General features: G+C 54.8%; 11 protein-coding genes and 1 pseudogene. 4 read left to right on the top strand and 8 right to left on the bottom strand.

Annotated features, from left to right (window positions below):
* Positions 1-276: 276 nt before the first annotated feature.
* Complete coding sequence (ligD, locus tag PHA01_RS21155; RefSeq protein ID WP_271898333.1) at positions 277-2,823, bottom strand: DNA ligase D; 2,547 nt, start codon at positions 2,821-2,823, stop codon at positions 277-279.
* 798 nt (positions 2,824-3,621) lie between these two features.
* Here ligD and PHA01_RS21150 point away from each other — a divergent pair.
* Positions 3,622-3,945, top strand: a complete 324-nt coding sequence (locus tag PHA01_RS21150; protein ID WP_271898332.1) for an FAD-dependent oxidoreductase — start codon at positions 3,622-3,624, stop codon at positions 3,943-3,945.
* A 592-nt stretch (positions 3,946-4,537) separates the two neighbouring features.
* Here PHA01_RS21150 and PHA01_RS21145 read toward each other — a convergent pair.
* On the bottom strand, positions 4,538-4,765 hold the full coding sequence (locus PHA01_RS21145) for a hypothetical protein (RefSeq protein WP_271898331.1): 228 nt from the start codon (positions 4,763-4,765) through the stop codon (positions 4,538-4,540).
* A 267-nt stretch (positions 4,766-5,032) separates the two neighbouring features.
* Between PHA01_RS21145 and PHA01_RS21140 the strand changes: the two genes are divergently transcribed.
* A complete protein-coding gene (locus PHA01_RS21140) occupies positions 5,033-5,854 on the top strand; it encodes a response regulator (protein WP_271898330.1) in 822 nt (273 codons plus the stop codon).
* 397 nt (positions 5,855-6,251) lie between these two features.
* On the opposite strand, the gene PHA01_RS21135 is transcribed toward PHA01_RS21140, so the two are convergent.
* The 3 genes from PHA01_RS21135 to PHA01_RS21125 all read right to left on the bottom strand — a co-directional run bounded on the left by PHA01_RS21135 (position 6,252) and on the right by PHA01_RS21125 (position 8,370).
* Positions 6,252-7,544 carry a type II toxin-antitoxin system HipA family toxin gene (locus PHA01_RS21135; RefSeq protein WP_271898329.1) on the bottom strand — a complete coding sequence of 431 codons (1,293 nt, stop codon included), beginning with the start codon at positions 7,542-7,544 and terminating at the stop codon, positions 6,252-6,254.
* Positions 7,545-7,557: 13 nt separating this feature from the next.
* A complete protein-coding gene (locus PHA01_RS21130) occupies positions 7,558-7,830 on the bottom strand; it encodes a helix-turn-helix domain-containing protein (protein ID WP_271898328.1) in 273 nt (90 codons plus the stop codon).
* Between the two features lie 129 nt (positions 7,831-7,959).
* Positions 7,960-8,370 (bottom strand): hypothetical protein, encoded by a 411-nt coding sequence (locus tag PHA01_RS21125; protein WP_271898327.1) that lies wholly within the window; start codon positions 8,368-8,370, stop codon positions 7,960-7,962.
* Positions 8,371-8,716: 346 nt separating this feature from the next.
* Here PHA01_RS21125 and PHA01_RS21120 point away from each other — a divergent pair.
* Together PHA01_RS21120 and PHA01_RS21115 are read left to right on the top strand one after the other, a co-directional pair.
* Positions 8,717-9,329: pseudogene (locus PHA01_RS21120) on the top strand (transglutaminase-like domain-containing protein); the annotation flags it as partial.
* 88 nt (positions 9,330-9,417) lie between these two features.
* Positions 9,418-10,239 carry a transglutaminase-like domain-containing protein gene (locus PHA01_RS21115; protein ID WP_271898326.1) on the top strand — a complete coding sequence of 274 codons (822 nt, stop codon included), beginning with the start codon at positions 9,418-9,420 and terminating at the stop codon, positions 10,237-10,239.
* Between the two features lie 309 nt (positions 10,240-10,548).
* On the opposite strand, the gene PHA01_RS21110 is transcribed toward PHA01_RS21115, so the two are convergent.
* The 3 genes from PHA01_RS21110 to PHA01_RS21105 all read right to left on the bottom strand — a co-directional run bounded on the left by PHA01_RS21110 (position 10,549) and on the right by PHA01_RS21105 (position 17,105).
* Positions 10,549-12,048 (bottom strand): hypothetical protein, encoded by a 1,500-nt coding sequence (locus PHA01_RS21110; protein ID WP_271898325.1) that lies wholly within the window; start codon positions 12,046-12,048, stop codon positions 10,549-10,551.
* Positions 12,049-13,143: 1,095 nt separating this feature from the next.
* Entirely contained in the window at positions 13,144-13,425 is a 282-nt protein-coding gene (locus PHA01_RS29445) for an STAS-like domain-containing protein (protein ID WP_417021001.1), read from the bottom strand.
* 776 nt (positions 13,426-14,201) lie between these two features.
* Complete coding sequence (locus PHA01_RS21105) at positions 14,202-17,105, bottom strand: bifunctional diguanylate cyclase/phosphodiesterase (RefSeq protein ID WP_271898324.1); 2,904 nt, start codon at positions 17,103-17,105, stop codon at positions 14,202-14,204.
* Positions 17,106-17,874: the final 769 nt, after the last annotated feature.

Genomic DNA, 17,874 nt, shown 5'->3' with positions numbered 1-17,874 from the left:
TTTGTATTCGTCGACCCCACCGCCCTTTGTCGGTGAATAACTATTCCAAGGCTCGGACGTTCCCCACCTTTCCCGTGAGCGCGTGCTGCGAGGTTCAGAATGTAGGCGGCACATTGTGTCGGGAGAAAAATTTGTATCCGGGCGCATGGCTACCGCCTCGTTGAAGGGCCCGGCCCCGCTCGCTTATCACCGCCGACGAGACCTGGCCACCGATCATACTGCGGGGTTGGTTTCAAGAAAAAGTGTCCTCTCGGTGCGCAAAGGTTCTAATCAACACTAGGTCTTCCTGTGGAGGGTGTTGGTCGCTCTTAACGGTTCTGCTGTGGCGCGGAAATCTTCCCAGGGATCGACCCTTAATGCAGCTATGCGAGTTGGCGCGTTGTCCACAGTGAAGTAGTCAGGGCCAATTGATGGACCGAGCTCGTCCCACGCCAAGGGCATGGAGACGGCCGCGCCAGGACGAGCGCGGGTGGAATATGGCGCAACGGCAGTCGCCCCTCTCTGGTTGCGCAAGTAGTCCATGAGAATTTTGCCGTGACGTTTTGCTTTTGCTACCGTCGCAACATATCTGTCTGGACTATCCGAAGTCATTGCATCGGCCAAGGCTTTGGTAAACGCCTTTACCTCGGGCCATTCCGCCTTCGGGACCAAAGGCGCGACGACATGCAACCCCTTGCCGCCCGAGGTTTTGACATAGGAGTTCAGTCCCGCATCTTTCAGTCTGTCTCGCGTCTCGATGGCTGCGTCGATGACATCCTGCCATCCGACGCCCGGGCCCGGGTCAAGATCCATGATGATCATATCGGGCTGCTCCCAATTTGGGAGCGCCGATCCCCATGGATGAATTTCGAGAACAGCCGATTGAACGAGAGCAATGAGCCCATCCAGATCGTTGATACTGATCAGCGGCTCGCCATTCTTATCCTTCGGATCATTCACCAGAACAATATTGGAGTTCAGGCCTTTCCATGCATGCTTTTGAAAAAAAAGTTGCGAACCCTTGATACCGCCAGGGCCACGCAGCAGTGAAAGGGGCCGTCCGGCAATGAAAGGTGCTATATAGCGCCAAACATCGGTGTAGTAGTCAGCCAAACCTTCCTTAGTGACTCCGTCATCAGGCCAATAGACACGGTCAGGATGTGTCAGTTTGACGGTCCGAGCCTGAGGCCGGGCAGTAATCGTCGTTTTTGGCGTTTCACGGATCACATCTTTTGCAGCCTTGTCCTCTCGCAACCCGCGAAACGCGGCATGGCGAAGGCTGCCATCGGCGGTCCACCCCCGAAACTCGACTTCGGCCACCAGTTGCGGTTTAACAAATCGAATTGTGCGCGCTTCCTCCGAGGCGAGGCGCTCCGCGAAAGGGCTTTCCGTAATTCGTAAACGATCTACCTTTTTAAACAGCTCCTCGGCCAGGGATACAGTAAAGCCCGTTCCCACCCGGCCAACATGAACCAGAGAACCTTTGTCGTATACCCCGAGAACGAGCGAGCCGATAGCCCGGCGCGAGGTGGACGACGGTGTGTATCCGGCGAGGACAAATTCCTGACGCGAAGAACATTTCGATTTAATCCAGCTTTTGCCTCGGCCGGATTTGTACGGGGCATCGCGGAGTTTGGAAACAACCCCTTCGAGGCTGAGGCGGCAAGCGTGCGTCAAAACCAGTCCGCCGTTTTCGTCAAAGTGGACGCTGTATTTCAAAAGTCCCTCTTCAGTACCCACTATTTTCTGAAGCAGTGACTTTCGCTCCGCGAGGGGCGATGGTCGAAGATCATAGCCGTCGAGATAGAGCAGATCGAACGCATAAAAGACGAAGCGTTCGGTGCGCCCTTCGCTGAGTGCTGCCTGCAATGCCGAGAAATCCGAAGCGCCCGAGCCGGCCTCCACGACAAGCTCGCCGTCGATGATCGCCGTGCCGACAGGCAAATCCTGAAATGCCGAAACAACCTCCTTGCCGAATTTTTTGGTCCAGTCGAGACCGCTGCGGGTGAAGAGCTTGACGCGGCCGGCTTCGATGCTTGCCTGCAACCTGTAACCATCGAACTTTATCTCGTGAATCCAGCGATCACCTGCGGGCGGCTTTGAAGATAATGTCGCGAGGGTCGGCTCCATAAAATGCGGTTGCGACGCCCTCTTTGCACCTTTGACGTTCGCTGGCACAAGCTCAACCGTTTCCTCCACTACAACTGTCGGCTTTCTAGCGCGTAAGGTCGGTTTCTTTTTGTAGATTTTGCCCGTCTTGGATGACCATCCGGGCGCTTCCCCAGCAACCTCCTCAATCACCCGGCCGGTAACCACAGATTGGGGTTGTTCCTCAAGAATATCAGGCGCTCCTGACGGCCGTGCCATTTCGTCTTCGCCTTTTATGAGCAGCCAGTTTTCGTGCTTTTCCCGGGGTTTGCCGTGCATACGTACAAGATGCCATCGACCACCAAGCTTCTGACCGTGGAGCTCAAATTCGAGATGTCCCTTGGCGTATCCTTTGTGGGCGTCATAAACAGGGGTCCAACTGCCGCGGTCCCAGATAATGACCGTTCCACCGCCGTATTCGCCCTTGGGAATCGTCCCTTCGAATTCGTTATATTCGAGGGGATGGTCTTCGGTATGAACCGACAGTCGCTTTTCGCCCGGTATCAGGCTGGGACCTCGCGTGACCGCCCAGCTCTTCATAACTCCGTCCATTTCTAGCCGTAGGTCGTAGTGAAGACGTGTCGCAGCATGCTTCTGAATGACAAACGCATTACCTGCCTCCCTTGGCTCGCCACCTTTCGGCTCGTTTGTTTTGGCGAAGTTCCGTTTATTCCGGTAGGTCTCAAGCACCGCCATCTTCGGCCTGCCCTTTCGAGTGTGATATTGGGATGTTCCAACTAGGAGAGGGTCCTCAGAAATGCCGGGGGGAGATGTTGGTTCCCGTCGCCGAGCGTTGGCCTTGTGACAAGCGTGAAGGCGCTCCCCTACGCTTCGACGGGATTAGGGACCTCGAAGCGCCGCCCGACGAGCAATCGGAGCCAAGTACGTCGAGTTGGCGCGGTGACCGGGCCGGGTACGCATAGCAGCGAGTCGCGACTCGTGTTGGTAGTTCAACGCCGAGCCTATTTTCAATCGACAACCAACACCGCGGTTGGAAGTCGTCCAAAGTCGGTGCCGATACAGTCCTTCGTCCACTCTGTCACGAGGCTGTGCCGCACGATCGCAAATGGCTCGATCGCCCAAGTAGGCCATGGCAGACAAGCACTCCTAGCGTACCTTTCGACAAGGCGGTCAAAGCCTCGTCGGTTTTTGTCTCTTCCCTGCAAGGTCGTCATTAGAAGCTATTGGGCATCTTTCAAACCAAGTTCAGCATGGCGAATTGAAGCGACGACAACCGACTTGTGGAACGAAAATAGCCCGGTATTGTTCGTGTGTTTGGCAACAGGATGCAGGCAGATGACCACAACAAACTCAAGCATGACAATCGCGACCGCTCGCAAATCTCCTCAAGCGAGGACCATGAAGTAGAGTATTCCTTGTTCCTGCGTACGTATACCGCCCGTCTGACCGCCATGGTCTCCACAAATAACGGGCAGCGGCCTAACGGATTGCCAAATGCGCGTCCTTTAGGAGGCTTCGATAGAGCTGGTAGACGTGGATTTTAAAATTCGCATCCACGCTGATCATGCAATCATCCAGTTGGAAAACGGTCAAACTCGCATTTTTGACGCGCCGTACTGCTTGATTGGCTCGGTGCCGGGGAATGAATTTCTCCGGCAGGTTAGTCCGGAGATGGATGGATCGGGCAAAATCATCACCGATGCTCACCAACAAACTTCCGTTTCGGGATTATATGCTGCGGGCGACGTTACTGCGGGCTTGTGTCAAATCGCCAACGGGAGCGCGACTGCCGCCAGCCATATTCACGCCCAGCTGCCCAGCATTCCAGCAGAAGCCGAGCCAATCAGCGGACTATAAATGACGTGTGAAAGCCAGTTCACCTTCACACACGCCTAAAAAGACGTCAGGCCACCGTTAGCGATACCAACGGCCCAGTGCCTTCACCTCAGCCTTTCAGATGCCTTAAAACGAGATAAAATGCTGTACTTGGCCAAGCCATAACGCCATCGATGATTCGTCGCCTCGACCCGACCCTGGTAGAAAAGCGTAAGTCGGCGGTCATGAATTATAACTGTGGAATGACCGTTTTCTCCTAATCCCCCCGGATCGAGCACTGGTCCAACCGAGACGTACGGCCCTTTGATGTTGTCAGCAATAGCGAAAAAGACCCGCTGACGGCTGCCGCGTGGACCTTGGGGAAGAAAGCAAGTGGCATTGAGAAGGACGCGCCCGCCCGGTAGTTCTACCAATTGTGCTCCTTCTAAACCCCACTCGTAGTCTGGGTCCTCACGTGAATTGTGGTGAAGAAGTTCGGGATGGTCTAAAATCTTGCCGACCCGTTTCCATGGGCCGAACCAGGAATCGGACATGCTTCGTGCAAGATAAATGTCAGGCTGCGGGACCCGTGTGAACTTCGGCATGCCGGAATAAACAATGTATCGCTTACCACTCACGATCGCTGGGTGTGGATGTAGATACCGTCCTCATCGCTATCAGGTACTGACAATAGGGCCGGACTAAGCGTGCTCGCAACGCCCCCGTATTTCATGAATTCCGTTTGTATGAACATGTGAAAGACGCCGCACTCATAAATCACACCGGGCGCGGCTACACCCGAACCTTTGACGGGAAGGTCGATCACCACCGCGTGGGTGCACGGCTGGTTAAGCCGCATCATGCTATCTACGATCGGGCAAGATCTTGCAGAATCATCCTGGCATGCTGAACATCGGGTGTAGAAAAACCCTCGGTCAACTCATCATACACCGACGCTAGCACGTTGATCGCTTCACGTTTGCGACCTTCCCGAAGGCGTAGCCGAGGTAGGGTCGTAGCTATTGCCGTTGGTTATATCGAGAAGCAAAACGGCCTCAGCCCGATCTGTCGCTCCCAGCCAGAAACCCATAGCCATCGCTCCCATCAGCCATAACGAATCGGAGATATCATGACCTCGCTACAACGAGAGCCGATAGACGCTGTGAGTCCAACCCCCGCATCGAGAAACCACTCCCCTGGCCCTGCGATCAATGTTAGCGGCAGGGAGAGCACGAAGGCTGGTTATATTGTCGTTGTCGATGATGATCCGGCGATACGCCAGATGGTGACCGATTACTTTGGGGAACATAATATCCCGGTCAATGCCGCGTCCGGCCGTTACGAGATGGCGCGTTATTTCACCGGAACGCACCCAAGTCTGATCATTCTGGACTTGAAACTTGGTCAGGAGGACGGCCTCGATATCTTGCGGGAAATCCGCACCCATTCCGATGTCCCGGTCATCATCACAACAGGACACAGGCGCGACGATATTGACCGCGTCGTTGGCCTCGAACTTGGTGCGGACGACTATATTACCAAACCGTTCAATCTGCGCGAGCTGTTGGCGCGTGTGCGCGCCGTCCTGCGCCGTCAGGAGATCGGACGTCTGGCACGTTCGCAGAATTCGGAAAGTGGCGGCTATCGCTTCAACGGATGGCAACTCGAGCGCCAAGGCAGGCGGCTCACCGATCCGGCAGGCAACATCGTCTCCTTGACCAAGGGGGAGTATGGTCTGCTGATCGCCTTCCTCGAAGCGCCGCGCCGCTCGCTTTCGCGTGAACAACTGTTGCAGGCGACCCGGATCCACGAGGACATTTTCGACCGCAGCATCGACGTGCAAGTGCTGCGCCTGCGCCGCAAACTGGAGATCGACGAAAGCGCACCCCAAGTCATCCAGACCGAGCGGGGGATCGGCTATATGTTTACCCTGTCAGTCGAACCGTTTTGAAGTCTCGTACATTCCTGCCAATGCCTGCTGCCGAGCTTGAGGCACTGGTCTGGATGGAATTCGATTTTTAAGTCGATCACCAGGAAAGCGTTGGTGTCGGCACCCCTTATTGATCAATGGACCGTCGGAACAAGACCCCTGCCCTGTCTTTACGGCGTGATCTCAGGCCACCCTCGTTTCCGGACGTCGGAGGAGTCACCAGCGACGTTTGGGTGATGTCGCCCAATCTTAAGTTCGTCCGAACATTGTCTCGGTACTACAGGCTCGGAGTTCGCGCGACGCCGAAACCCTAATGGTCAGGCAGCGGCGGGAAATGCGCGTGAATCTGTTGGCATGCGGTAGCGGATGCCAACAGATTCACGATTCCGTCTTCGAGAAAATTGCCCTGGGCGTTCGATTACTCCGTGCCGTAGATCCTCGACAGGCCTTTGGCGCGCCCCGCAATCGTATCGACGAGCCGATCGACAATTTCATGAGTTAAGCCCTCAGCACGTACGCTCGCCGCACAATCAGATACCATATCTGGCATCACAGTGACCTGACGGCGAACAGCCTCCATCGTGTACTCGGTACTCACTTTGGCGGCAGACGCACAGCGCTCCCAGTACCGGGGCATTACCTCATCGAGTTGATATGTTTTGTCGATCTTCATTGCGAGCTTCAGGTCACGCATCTCCGCTTGCACCTCCCCTTCACCAAGGTGTGGCAAGATGCTTGAGATGTCGTAGAGTGGAGCGAGACGTGCTTCGGCCAAGACGCCAATCAGCATGGAGTAATTCTTTGCGTGCGCGTCAGTGCCACCAATAACCCAGTTGAAAATGTTCGCTTCCATGAACGTCTGCCTGTCGCGGACGGGATCTCTAGACGCTGCAAGCACCCTGTTCGAGATCGTTGTAATGCCGGGGCCACCCTGGTTCTCGTATTTAAGCGTCGGCATGACCGACAGTGCCTGGCACATATCTTCCTGATGGATGCGGACGGTTTTCCCGGCAAGATTCCTACGGTCGTAGCGTTCGATGACAATCGCTTTCTCCCCGGAAAATTCAAGAACTTGACTGTTCGCTGCATCCATACCCAGCATGTTTGCGAGTTGCAGGCAGAAGTGTTCGTTCTCTGTATGCCCGTGCAGGTGCAGCATTGGTGGCTTGAAGATGTGCGTTGTGGGCGTATCGCCCAGTGGGATACCCCACCGGCCAGTGGCCTTGTTGAAGTGAAAGGCAGTCTTTGCTTGCGCGCCGGCAAGGCTAAACTGACCAGGGTCGCCTATCCGCCGTGTTGCAGCACCGTCTCGGCGCAGGTCGCGAAGGCGGTCGCCAATCTGCTCATCTGTTAGTAATTCGACGTCCTCGTCACGGAAGGTTTCCTCACCGTGTGGCAAGAATTGGACGGCACCGGCGCAGTCACGACCGACGTTCTTCAGCAGGGCAAACGGATTGCGAGCAGAAACCTGGAATCTTTGCGCCCATCTGGTGAGGGTCTGCTCGTTGTCTGGCAGAAGTCCCCATAAGAAGGCTTCAACTGCTTTGCCCTCGTAGGTCTTGGTGATGGTTGGCATTGACAGCGACAGCGGAATGGCAATTTTGCCGTTCATCCACGACTCATTATAAGAGAACGAGAGCTTGCCGCCCTGCAGGTGGTACAGTTCTCCCACCACCCGACCGGAAATGTAGACATCGAGGATATCGACCATTGATCATCATCTTTCAAAGTGTGTAGGGCGGGGTGTCGTCGTCCTGATCATCCCCCGACGGCGTCGGCGACGATATCGTCGGAAGTTTGAAGTCCATCTCGACACCAAGTGTTGTGAGGGCGAGCAGCACGCTGCCGATCTCCGCGGTGGACTTGCCATGTTCGACCCACGATACCCAAGTTTGGGTCGTGTTGATCATCTTGGCTAAGGTAGCCTGAGACAGGTTTTGCCGTTTACGGGCCTCTTTCATCAGAATGCCAATGTCCCGAGTAGTTCGGATTCGCATGATATACGCTCCTATATGAATGGTCATGATATACGCTCGTATATCACGCAGGTCAATATAGGCACGTATATAGTTTATTTTTATATATGGACCTATATCACTACCATTCATATGGGATCGTATATATCGCTAACAATAATCTTGAGCGTGCTCTTCACAATGAGCTCGGACGCGTTCAATCCATGAATCGTGCCAAACCCACGTGTTCTTGTAGTCGCCCGCCCGTCCGAAGCTTTTGTCAGGATTTTTTGCTTCAAGACTCTTCCAAAGTTTCATATGGCTGTTGTTGTTGAATTTCGGGTAGCCGTTGGCTTGCATCAGTTCCCACACTTGCCTTGATGTGAAGCGCCGTTTGTCGACATCCCTGATTAGGACGCGGTTGATTTCTGCAGCTTCGTCCGTGTCGTTCTTCACGAATTCGACTGCCAAATCAGATGTCGAAGGATTGTTGGCTTTTTTCTGAACCATCGCCACGCGATATGCGAATTTTGGATCGTGGTATTCCTCGTTAGACAAGTTGCTGTCGAATTCGGTCATCATCGATGCGAGGTTCGCCCCCATGCAAGTGGCGGCGGGAGTAGCGGTGCTATGCATATACTAAAGCTTGGCCGCGATGCCGATCGCGAACGATCCGCCGACGCTGACGACTGAAATGATGGCATAGGGCCAAGGGTTGCCAGCATTTGCATGCACTCCCCGCCAACGGTACGATTTCCGTGGTTGGTAAAATGCCATCTCTGCTCGAATAACAGATGATGCGACAGCTCCAGGAAAATCCCATGAAAGTCCTCGTCGCGCGCTAAGTCATGTCGTTGCTCACTAGAGGCATCTCAGGCGGCCATGTTGCAATTGCGGCCGCCAAAGTTTTCGCCATCCTATCTTTTAAGATTTGCAGATTGATGAAAAGGCCCTCAGCTATCCCTTCGCTTATGCGAACGATGAGATTGCTGATCTGGAGCACACAATTGAGCGTCACTATCCGGATCGTGACGATGAAGTCGGCCGCTGGGGCAGACAGTTCGTTCGGGTCGGCCATCCGACGGAAACGGGCCATCTGCTCATGACGCTCTGCTTCGCAATTCATGAGAGCTTCGTGTATGAGCGTCGCGCAGCGCGGGGAACGCAGTCCCCTGTTCAGACTTTGCGTTACGGCGGGGCACCTGCCGGGACTTTGCCGTGCTGATGATGGAGGCAGCCCGTTCACTGGGATTAGCGGCGCGCTTTGTCACTGGTTACATTTATGTGCCTAGTCGCGATGGCTCGATAACCCGCGGCGGCGGATCGACTCATGCATGGTGCCAGATCTATCTTCCGGGGCCGGGTGGGTGGAGTTCGATCCGACGAACGGGATCGTGGGAAACAGGGATCTGATCCGGGTGGCTGTTGCCCGTGACCCGCGGCAAGCCATTCCATTGACCGGAAGCTACGACGGTGACGCCTCCGACTATGATGGAATGTCGGTGCAGGTGAATGTCACTACGGAGAACACGATGCCATGATTGAAGGTTTGTAGGGAACCCATAGTGGCTCCTTGGCGTTGCCGCATGATTGTCAACAAGGCAGTCGGCTATCAATCAAGGAGAGACGATGAAGATACGCGCCGGGTTCACTTTGGGATACGAGTGCCCGCAGCCGACAGCGATGTTGCTCGTGCTGAATATTCATCCCTCGCGGCATGTCGATCTTCTGACGGAGCAGAAACTGACTTTCAACCAGCCAATCGATGCGTGGGGTTATACGGATGGATTTGGAAATGCCTGCACCCGTATTGTCGCCCCGCCCGGACTTACGACAATCTCCTCAGAATTCGTAATCTATGACGGCGGCGAGCCAGACGTCATTCCCCGGAATGCCATCCAGCACGACATCAAGGATTTGCCCGACGATGTTCTCGTCTTCCTCCTCGGTAGCCGCTATTGCGACACGGACAGGCTTGGCGACTTTGCCTGGTCGCAGTTCTCATCGACACCCTTGGGCTGGCCTCGGGTTGAGGCGATCCGGGACTACGTCCATGACCACATAGCCTTCGACTATCAGAAAGCCGATCCGCTAAGAACAGCCTTTGGCGGATATACCGACAGGACAGGCGTGTGCAGAGATTTTTCCCATCTCGCCATCACCCTTTGCCGCTGCATGAACATTCCCGCGCGTTATTGCACGGGCTATCTTGGCGACATCGGCGTCCCATTCAATCCGGATCCCATGGACTTCAGCGCATGGTTCGAAGTATATCTTGGCGGCCACTGGCACACCGTCGATGCCCGCCACAACACGCCGCGCATAGGGCGCATACTCATGGCCACCGGGCGTGACGCAACCGACGTGGCTATATCCACCAGTTTTGGTGCCTCATTACTAACTCGCTTCGAGGTAATTACAGAGGAAGTGACGACGGCCAATCCGACCTGACCAGGGTCGCCCCCAACGGCCCGTGCTGGCCATACACTTTGCGCAGTTCGATAATAATCAAGATGGCAGGCCATATCCGTCTACGCTACGGGTCGTGCCGGGCTTGCAGCATACACGACCAGTGATTGGGCAAGATCGCCAGCACCGCTGCCATCGCTGGCGGACGTCGGACTGAAGTTGAGCGTTCCGCCGCCAGCGTCAAATGTGACGCTCGGCGCACTGAGTGTGCCTGGGGGGCCGCCGGATCGTCCGCTCCCGCGCCGATGTTGAGTTCCAACCGCACCCGCATTCGTCGCGATCACAGTGGGCCTACGCTACACGATTGATCCGGTACGTGACGTCGTATCGTGTGTCCTCATCCTGATCGACGTAGTCATGCCGCACCCGATATTGGAGCGGTATCTTGTCGACGAATTGGGGATTCACCGTGATCTTTCCCGCAGTGACATAGCTTGCAGTCGACGGCGCGGGATAGTTCTCGCTCGTGAGCGCCGTAAGATCGGCCGTCGAATATCCGAGGCTGTCCTCGATGATCAGATCGGCGGGAGCCCACAGCGCGATGATCAGATCGATGCCCGCTGTGACCAATGCACCTATTCCGATGGCGATCCAAGCGTAGGGTCCGAGCTTGGCGATAGCAGCAATCCCACCCGCTGCCGATAGACCGGCGGTAATGTACTTCCATTGATCCTTGACGAGATCGACAAAGATGTCCTTCCAGTCGGTGATCATGTTGTCATAGGCATCCTGGCCGTCTACCTCGTGCCCGAGCGCGGTAACGACAACTGCGGCGATCGGTTGCTGCTGGTCGAAGAGCACGCGGTTCAAGGAGCGGTTTTCCGCGGAATCGACGTCTCCGAATATCGGGAACTTGTTGGAGACGGCTTCGCTCATGGTAAGGTCGGGGAAAAGCGCGATCGTCAGGAACGTCAGTCCGACCTCGTCGGAACCGGCCCACGTGGGCGACGATTCCTTTCGGCACCCAAGACGTTCCGCAGTTATCTGGAACCTTGCCGTCGATGCAGGCAATACGTTGATGAACTCGGTATTGGAGATCATGAACGGTCCCAACGACGCGATGCCGGTGACATTGGGGACAACGACCTGTATCTCGTAAATCGCGGGCGGCAGGTCATCAGGGAGCCGGAATGTAATCCTGTCGTCAACGCGGCAATCATTGATCAGCACTGACTCGCCGTTTACAGTTTCTCTGACAGGCGTTGTGACGTCGCCGAAAACATGGGCGTCCACTTCGCGGACGACTGTGGCAGGGGGCCGCGATGTCAATCTTACCTTTGCGTCGGTGCTGAAGTAGTTCACGCCCCGCAGGACTACCGAATTGCCCGCCTCGATATCGAGAACGCGCAAACATACTTCCTCGTTGAAACGGTAGCCGGGACAATCGTCAGTTCGAACCTGGCAAACGACCTGAACCGCGCCGTCGACGATCTGAGATGTGCAATCATGTTGGACCTCATCAGGAAGAAGGTCTCCCGGAGTAAGGGTTGGAATGTAATTTGCGGTTCTCAGGTCATTGACCCGGCAGATTCGTACTTGGGTGAAGAAATCTTCTCCCACTGGTTCGTAGACGCGGATTTGTCCCGGGCGTTCCTGTTCGAGCCCGTCCGGATCATTGAATATCACGAGACCGATGCGACGGGTAAGCTCCTGCAGCACTGCCGTCGCCAACAAGTCTGGGTCGACCGGCTGATCGTCTCCCAAAGCCAGTGACGTGTCGAACAGTTGCTTCCGTTGTTCTTTCGGCAGTCCATCGTAGGACGATACGGCACAGGACATCACCTCGCGCATCTCAGGCGTCATTCTGGACAAAATGGAAAAAGACGAGGTTTCCAGGGCATTTGCTGGCGGGTTGTTGAGAAGGTATCGCCGAATTGTGTGAAGCGTGCTTGCCGCCAACGCACTTGGCACAGGCGTCCCATGGCTCCACTTGCTCAGCCTTTGCTCCCGGCTGAGCTTGTGTTTTCGTCCGGCGGGTACGGCAAGACAAGAACCGGCAGGTTTACTGGGTCTGCAGTCTTTTGGACCGCCATGTTCAGGCTCGCAAGGCGTGGAACAATTGTAGATGTTGATGGTGCCAGTGCTTTTGATGTGGATGTTTATGTTGCAGCTGGCGGCAGCATTCTGCGAGCAAGGCTCGTCGTCCGGTTTTTTGTTGGGTTTGTTGATGGACCTACATGGTGACCGAGGTTCCTCCACTTCTTTCTGCGATCCGTTTGATCTTACGTCAGATTTACTCATGGTGGTCCCCTTCCCTTCACGAGTTCAATGCTTCAGCCATTTCGTCGTTAGTGCCGCCGGCCAGAATTCAAAGTGATTTCCATCGCCCGCGAAAGTCGACAACCTGACCATTCTGGATTTTGAGGAACCGCAAATGTTGCAGCCTATGCGCATGCCACTCGTCTGCTGGTGTGGCCCAATTCATTTCTGATTAATCGACCATTGCGACCGAAGCCGCGAAGTCGGATGCAAGGCAATCCGGAAAATCTGTACTGCTTGATCCTGATGACACTGTTCATCAGGTGATGTGCACGATCGACACTGAAGGTTGATGCGATGATATTACTGGAGCCGGATAAATCTAAGTACGTAACAGTTACATCGATCGGCATGGCCGGTTCTATGCCGGGATCCGCACGAGAATCCACTTGTCTTCGCCGTCGACTTAGCCGACACGTCGAATGGTCTGCAACCTTGCCATCTATTTCTTTGGAAGTGACTTCTCTGTCCGCAATGCCTCTGCGTGGTACCACGCGCCATCTGCGGCTTCGCACACAACCTCATGTTCAGTGCGTGTGAGGCTGTTCGCGGCTGAGTTCGGGATGAATGGGCGCTTGGCCGTAAACGACAAGATTGTTGCGGATGTGGGTTCTGTGGCGTTGACCATTAATTTCGCTTCCCAAAATTTAACTGGTCCTTGATGGACCTTTCGGCTGTAATCTTGTGGTGTTGCATGCGACTTGAATGAGCAACGATTTCGAGATGACCGATATCTTCCTTGCTGAACCCCTGTTGAACGAGGACGCCGAAAGCTTCCTCCAGGAATGAAGAAGGGTAGCTAAAAGTTCCGTCCAGGATGACCGTGACCTTCGTGTCGTTTTGGACGGCTGACTTAAGTGCCGGCCCAATCAGCCCGCTCTCTAAGCTCTTGTCCGCTGAAGGGACCATGCCTTCTGAATCTTGGACCGGGACATCGGGTGAAGTCAGTCAGCTGCCGAAAATCTGGAACGCCGATGTCTTAAACAAAAGAGGAGCCCGCCTTCGAGTGGGTGGCAATACAGGATAAGCTCCCGGAAACAAAGTCCTGATCGGCAACCGCCCACGTGCATCACGAGGGCGTCATTTTCCCCCACTACGCAATTCGAACAAAGCAACCGCTGCATGGGCAAGCATGTGTGGACTCGCAGAAAGCAACAAAAGAGGCACATTTAGACAATCATCCCTGCATCGCTACGAAAAACCCACTGTCCCGGGTCGGAAGGGATTATGGCGAGCATGAACGGCTTGGCGCAATTGCATTTCGATGCGGACTACGCCTGTTGTTGTGTATTTGCTCTGATATTTGATGCGCTGGCCTGAAACCCACGAGATCCCTATTGCCCTAGCTGCGGCACGCTGCGTTGCTATTCCATGAGCCGCGGCCGCTACAAGTGCTCGGTAAAGGGACTTCCAAACTCGCTTGCGTCTCGCGGACTTCGACCAGCCCGTCGAAAATCTCCTCGCCCCTTTTCCGTTTCAACTCGACCGCAACATCCATTCGGCACTGCTCCCAATCTGCGCGATCGAGGCGATGTCATGCTGGATTCTAAGTCTGGTGGTTTTTGCTACATAATTGCGTGGTTTTAAAGGCCTTCGATAAGCCCGGCCGCGTCCCGTTCCTCCAAGGAACGTGAGATTGCTTGGCCGTAGCTCTTATCCGTGCCCTGCCCCCGTAATGATCTCCACTATGGTGCCGAACCGCCACCCGCCTCCTTATCAATCGTTTCTTCATACCATTCGGAAAGCTGAAGCTTTTCATCCGACAGCAGAAGTGGAATCGTGGACGCATCAATTGCGCGACTGAACAGATATCCTTGCCCCACGTCGCAACCTCTCTTGCACAAGTACTCGGCTTGCTCTGGCGTTTCGACACCTTCTGCGACGGTCTTGATCCTCATGCTCTGGGCCATCTGCAGGACCCCATTCACGATCGCCGTTCCCGCCGTGTCTTCTGATAGGCGCATTATGAAAGATCGGTCGATCTTGATTACGTCGATGGCGAACCGCTGAAGGTGCGTAAGAGAAGCGTATCCAGTGCCAAAATCGTCCAAAGCGACTGTTAGTCCTTCGTCTCTCAGTCGGCGCAAAGCTCGTTCGACGCGAGACGAAAAATGGCCTATGAAGACTGATTCCGTTACTTCAATCTCAAAACAGGAAGGGTCCAGTTGTGCGGCCGCAATTTTGTTCAGTATCCGATCGGCTAAATCACCACGCCCAAAATCAGCTCCAGTGACATTAAATGCAATTCGCAGAATCGGTATTCCGGCCTGTTTCCACTTCGTACAATCCGCGATAATGCGATCCAGCATCCGTTCTGTAAGTTGGACGGCAAGAATGGAATCAGAGAAAGCTGCGGCAATGTCACTTGGCGGCTTTATGTTAGCATGCTTGTCGTACCAACGGAGAAGAGCTTCAAATCCCAATATTCTTCCGGTCCTGAGGCAAATCTTTGGCTGATAGAAGGGTACGATCCGGTTGCGACTGAGGGCAGTCCTCGCATCGGCGAGCATCCGTCTCGTTGTTTCAGATGCCTGCCTCATCTCGGGTCGAAAGCCTCGGATTGTCCCGGGTGTATCGGCCTTTGCAACGTAAAGGGCCAGATCGGCGCATTTCAACAGATCGTCTGCGGTTTCCGCATCCCTTGGCCAAATCGCAAACCCGGCGCTCAGCATGACATTAATTCTGATGTCGTCGACCAAGAACGGCGCGTCTATGGGAGAAAGGATCGCCTGGACCATCTCTGCTTTCGCGTCCGTCAAAGGTACGTTGGGAAGGATAATGGCAAACTCATCGCCTCCAAGACGTGCTGCCATCGCGCCTTGGGGAATAGTCCTTGAAAGCCTTGCGGCAACCTCGACCAGCACGGCATCTCCGACGGCGTGGCCCATGCTATCGTTGAGGACCTTGAATTTGTTGAGGTCAACCACGATAAGACCAACGCATCCACCGTACTTGCGGGCACGTTCTATGGCAGTGTCCAGTCCATCTGAGTACAAGGATCGGTTAGGCAACTTCGTGAGCGGATCATGGTTGGCAGTCCACCGGAGATCTCGCTCGATTCTTTTACGGGCTGTTATGTCTTTGATTGACCCTACAGCTCTTATGGCCCGCCCTTGAATGTTCCGAACGATCTGGCCGCGGGAATATACGTGGATGTAGTCGCCACCAGCCACTCGCATTCGATATTCGTGATCCCATTGACTATTATCTCCAAATTCCAACGACAACTGGGAACTCACAATACGCTCTCTGTCTTCGGGATGAATTCTCTGTTCCCACCAGTCGAGCGTAGTTCGCTCGCTCAGCTCTGGGAAACCCAAGACTTCGAGGTAAGCGCCCGCCCAAGTTATCAAGTTGGTTTCCGCAGACCAGTCCCAGATCACGTCGTTGGTGGCGCGCGAAGCCAGCCTGTACCGTTCTTCGCTTTCCCTGAGGGCAAGTTCCGATTTAACTTGGTCGTGGATGTCTTCGAGATTCCCATACCACGCGATGACTTCACCCTTGTCGTTGTGCCGAGGGCGTGCGACGGCGCGGAACCAACGATAGCTGTCATCATGCAGCCTGATGCGGTATCGCGTATCGGCGGCATCCCTCTGCCCCGTCTCGATCGCCCGCTTCCATACTGCCATCACACCTGGCAAGTCGGCAGTATGGACAACTCGGGACCAGCCAGTACCCAGTGCCTGTTCACTCGGCAATCCCACCAGTTCTCCCCACCGCGGCGCGATTTCGGTGATCAATCCCGATGGGTCGGCAACCCAGGGTATTTGTGGGTTGAGTTCCACTGATGCACGATGGTGGTCTTCGCTCTTACGCAATGCACTCAGAGCGCCAAGCATGGCCTCATGTTCTCTTTCGGTTGCCCGTGCAAGTCGCTGACTATGGAAGGTCAGACCTAGCGCGATCGACACAATGGCCACTGAAGTAGCCATCACGGCCACGGCGATTGCGTGAACGTCGAGCTCGCCATTGTTTGTCGCCGGACCTACCGATGGCAAAATTGTCAGGCCGGCCATAGCGATGAAATGAAGGCTTAGGATTCCGCCTGCTAGAGCCAGCGCCGTCGGAAGCGCCATCACGGAAGCATGGCTTCGCTGCATCAGCCAACCAGACAGGGCACTCAACGACAGTCCCGCAACAACAGAAGCGAGTATTAAATCGCTATCATACGACATGGTGCCATTGAACCGTAGCGCGGCCATATCCAGAAAATGCCCGGTTGCCAACCCGAACCCTACGAGTGTCCCTCCAATAACGCCCCGTTGATGTGTTCCGCCAAACCCTACAATCCAGCCCACAACCCCAAATAGTATGCACACGAACCCCGACATAATGGCGGTAGCTGCGTCAAATTTAAAATTTAGGCCTGGAGCAAACCCAAGCATGGCTGCAAAATGGGTAGTCCAGATGACGATCCCCGTCACGATTCCGGACAATACGATCCAGTAGAAACGTTTTTCCCTCGTTGAGATCACCCCGCGTTGGAGGAACATCGCGCTGATCAGGCTTCCAAGTACACATATTCCCACGGCGATCGCTACAAGACGATTGTCGTGTTCATACCTGAGACAGGTATAAATGCGCCACATAGCTCCTCCTGGAAGGAAACTCCCGACGCGGAGGGTAGGGTGCTGTCTTGGAAACCGCAAGGCAACCAAACTTACCCCATCGGTCTAAGTAGCGTTCATTCCAAATAGTTAGTGACCGGGTTTTCGATTAGCGGTGGAGCAGCCGGAATCCGCGCTCAACTGGGATCTGGTCCGCCGGGAACCCGGTCGGTTCGTTGCGCAGAACCGCCGGAAGAACGCTTACCGACGTTTCGAGCCCGATTATGTGGAATGGCCGAAACGTGTGGCACCACAAATATGCGGGTGCCTGATACTGTCTCGGCAAAGACCAAATCTTCTGTAAATTTGTGTAGCAGCTACATCGGTCGCTGGTACGAGGTGGAACGGCGGCTGAGCGGTCAAGCTATGACGCGGTATACTATATCGCAGATGGAAGAATCATCCGGCTTGAGATTGAGCTCATTCATGGGATTCTGAGAACTTGCTGATAGCTGACTCAAAGGTACTTGGCGAGCTTTCCTTCGTGCGCGGACAACATTGGTCCAGCGGCGGACTATAGAGGAACAATCATATATCCTCGTAGTTGCTTATTTGCCGAGACAGTCCGGCTGGGTACCTGACCACCCCCGTTTAATCAGGACTCATGAATTAGACGGCGAGATCAAACTTGCCGTCTTTTTTTGAGCCATAGACCGCTTGGAAATTAACTAGCGCGGATCGCGGACTGAGTCCGACCGTTTCACGATCGAATTGTTGAAAGTGCTTATTGCGACGCAAATATCCAGCATAG

Source organism: Candidatus Phyllobacterium onerii (genome assembly GCF_028331445.1).
In the GTDB taxonomy this organism is placed as follows: domain Bacteria; phylum Pseudomonadota; class Alphaproteobacteria; order Rhizobiales; family Rhizobiaceae; genus Phyllobacterium; species Phyllobacterium onerii.
The sequence above is the reverse complement of the archived record's forward strand: the minus strand, read 5'-3'. Positions and strand labels throughout refer to the sequence as shown.